Genomic DNA, 2614 nt, shown 5'->3' on the forward strand with positions numbered 1-2614 from the left:
CCCACGAGCTGCGCACCCCCATCACCAACATGAGGATGGCCATCCAACTGCTGAAAACCGCCCGCGCCCCCCAAAAACGAGAGCAATATCTCAAGATTTTGGAGCAGGAGTGTGAGCGGGAGGCGGAATTGGTGAACGACCTGCTGGATCTGCAGCGGTTGGAGCAGGGATCCAAAACGCTCCATCTGGAAGAAGTGCCGCTGGCAACCTGGCTGCCCAGCGTGCTGGAGCCGTTTCTACAGCGGGCCCAGGCCAACCAGCAACGGTTGCAGTGGCAGATCGCGCCGAATGTGGGCAAGGTGCTCACCGATCGGGGCGGCCTGGAGCGGGTGGTGCAGGAGCTGGTCAACAACGCCTGCAAGTATACTCCCCCAAGGTGCAACATCTGGGTAACAGCGCAGCGCTCTGGCCCGCAGCAGGTGGAAATTCGGGTGATCAACGAGGGAGTAGAAATTCCCCACAGCGAGTGGGAGCGCATCTTCGAGAAGTTTTACCGCATTCCCAGCGGGGATCCCTGGAAGCGGGGCGGCACCGGCCTGGGCCTGGCTTTGGTCAAGCAGTGGATGCAGCGGCTGGGGGGCAGCGTCTCGGTGGAGAGTTCTCAAGGCAAAACCTGCTTTACCCTGGTGCTGCCGCAGGGATCCCTGCCTGTGCAGACCTCACCCCTAGCCCACAACTGTGCCTAGCCACATGAGCAATGCCCACTCAGAAGCGTTGCGTTTGGCCGCCGAGCAGTTTAACCGGGGGGAATTTTACGCCTGCCACGACACCCTAGAGGCCCTGTGGATGGAGGCAGTGGATCCAGAGCGGCGCTTCTACCAGGGGCTTTTGCAAACCGCCGTGGCCTACTATCACCTGCAAAACGGCAACCGCCGCGGCTGCATGATCCTGTTGGGGGAGGCCAACCGCAAGCTGGCGGACTTTCTGCCCACCTACGCCGGATGGGATGTGCAAGCCCTGTGGCAGGCTAACCAGGGCATCCTGCGGCATCTTTCTCAACTGCAACCCCAGGATCCCCTGCCTTACCTGGCCATCCCCACCCTGAGTTGGGTTGAAGACTGACCTGAGCAGGCCCAACAGCGGCGCTAGCGCTTGGAGCGACGGGCTTTGCGCTCAACTTCGTTGCGTCGCCGCCGATCCCGCCAGTCGATGAAGGTAATGTAGCCAACGCCCAGGGTTACGGCTGTCAACAGCAAAAAGATGCTTCCGTAGGCGATGCGGGCGACCAAGGGAAGATCGGTTTCCATGGTGTGAGCGGGGGTAACCCCGTCAATATCGGCGGCAGGAACAACAAGATGAATGCAAGATGGATGTGAGGCTCAATCCAGGCATGACAAATTACATGCCGTTGCGCCCCCAGACCACCAGAGCAATGGAAAGAACGAAGAAGGTGGGGACGGCAATCCAGCCAAGGGTGATGATGTCCATAGGTCTAGCCCAGCTAAAGAGGGGTTATCTCGAGGTGATCCCATTTTACGAGAGGAGATCCCTTGTCAACGGACATCTACGAACACCTGTTTTCAGTTCAAGCTGGCTACAGTGGAGTTAAATCTGAAACATCTGAGCCAAACGAGGTGGGATCCGATGGTACTGGACACATTGCCGCTGGTTGCCGCTGTAGCCATCGCCATTTTTATGCTGGTTTTTTGGGTGCGGGTGGTTCGAGAGGCCATCTGGACAACGGTGGGGATTGTAATCATCTTGGCCGTGTTGTACGTGGTCTTTAGAATTGGCCCGCGGCAGGTGCTGCAGGAGTTGCGGGATCCCTTTGCCCTTCTAGAACAGGTTTGGCAGGTGATCGTCGGTTGGTTCCAGGCCCTTCTCCCCTAGAGTTCGTTATCTGCTATACAGTTCCCTGATACAATAGAAAACACAGGGGGGCAGCCTATTGGAACTGCTGGCGAATGGTTTGTCCAGTCAAAAATCGATTCCCTCTCCGGTTTCCGCACTGCTCTACAGCACCTACGCGACTGAAGTTCTCGCCATGCCTTCTGACCCTGAATGGGATCCCCAAGACCCCACCCCAGAAGATGGGATCCCCATTCCTGCTGGCGTCAGCGGGACGGAGTCCTCAGACATCCAGGTGGAGGTGGAGGATTTGGGGGAGCGCCGCTGCCAAGTGCGAGGTCGCGTCCTGATTCCGGTGGAGCGGCAGCAGGTCTGGCAGGTTTTGACCGACTACGACCATCTGGCGGAGTTTATTCCCAACTTGGTGGAAAGTCGCGTCATTGGCCGTGAGAATGGCCGCACACTGGTACGTCAAGTGGGATCCCAAAAGGTTTTATTTGCCCAATTTTCTGCTGCGGTGGTGCTGGCTATCGAGGAGATCTTTCCTCAGCAGCTTCGCTTCCAAAAAACACAAGGGGATTTTCTTATCTTCGAGGGGTTTTGGGATCTGGCCGATTGGTCGGCCCATCAAACCTTGCTCACCTACCACCTGCAGGTCAAGCCTCCCCGCAGAATGCCTGTCGGTCTGGTGGAGCGCCGCATTTGCCAAGATTTGGCCCTGAACTTACAAGCCATTCGGGAGCGCTGCCTGAGTTTGTCGGATCATTCCAAGCCCGTTTGAGGCGCGCCCAATAGGTACCTCGTTCCCCAAGCGCTCCGCGCCGCT

At 58.0% G+C, this 2614-nt stretch carries 6 protein-coding genes; 4 read left to right on the plus strand and 2 right to left on the minus strand.

What is annotated here, in order from left to right; all coding sequences use genetic code 11:
* Positions 1–686: sensor histidine kinase (locus NW819_RS08765; RefSeq protein WP_414413513.1), on the plus strand; the 686-nt coding region annotated here is incomplete at its 5' end.
* A gap of 4 nt (positions 687–690) precedes the next feature.
* Positions 691–1062, plus strand: coding sequence for a DUF309 domain-containing protein (locus NW819_RS08770; RefSeq protein WP_011434029.1), 372 nt, complete (start codon positions 691–693; stop codon positions 1060–1062).
* A gap of 23 nt (positions 1063–1085) precedes the next feature.
* Here the strand turns inward: NW819_RS08770 and NW819_RS08775 are convergent, their stop codons facing one another.
* Both NW819_RS08775 and NW819_RS08780 read right to left on the minus strand, forming a co-directional pair.
* Positions 1086–1247: a hypothetical protein gene (locus NW819_RS08775; RefSeq protein WP_011434030.1), complete on the minus strand. Its 162-nt coding sequence runs from the start codon at positions 1245–1247 to the stop codon at positions 1086–1088.
* 91 nt (positions 1248–1338) lie between these two features.
* Complete coding sequence (locus NW819_RS08780; protein ID WP_244349857.1) at positions 1339–1428, minus strand: cytochrome b6-f complex subunit PetN; 90 nt, start codon at positions 1426–1428, stop codon at positions 1339–1341.
* A 156-nt stretch (positions 1429–1584) separates the two neighbouring features.
* Here NW819_RS08780 and NW819_RS08785 point away from each other — a divergent pair, with 156 nt between their 5' ends.
* Both NW819_RS08785 and NW819_RS08790 read left to right on the plus strand, forming a co-directional pair.
* Positions 1585–1830: a hypothetical protein gene (locus NW819_RS08785; protein ID WP_049749597.1), complete on the plus strand. Its 246-nt coding sequence runs from the start codon at positions 1585–1587 to the stop codon at positions 1828–1830.
* Positions 1831–1984: 154 nt separating this feature from the next.
* Entirely contained in the window at positions 1985–2569 is a 585-nt protein-coding gene (locus NW819_RS08790; RefSeq protein ID WP_414329799.1) for an SRPBCC family protein, read from the plus strand.
* Positions 2570–2614 lie beyond the last annotated feature (45 nt).

Source organism: Synechococcus sp. R8-2, assembly GCF_047461715.1.
Classification (GTDB): domain Bacteria; phylum Cyanobacteriota; class Cyanobacteriia; order Thermostichales; family Thermostichaceae; genus Thermostichus.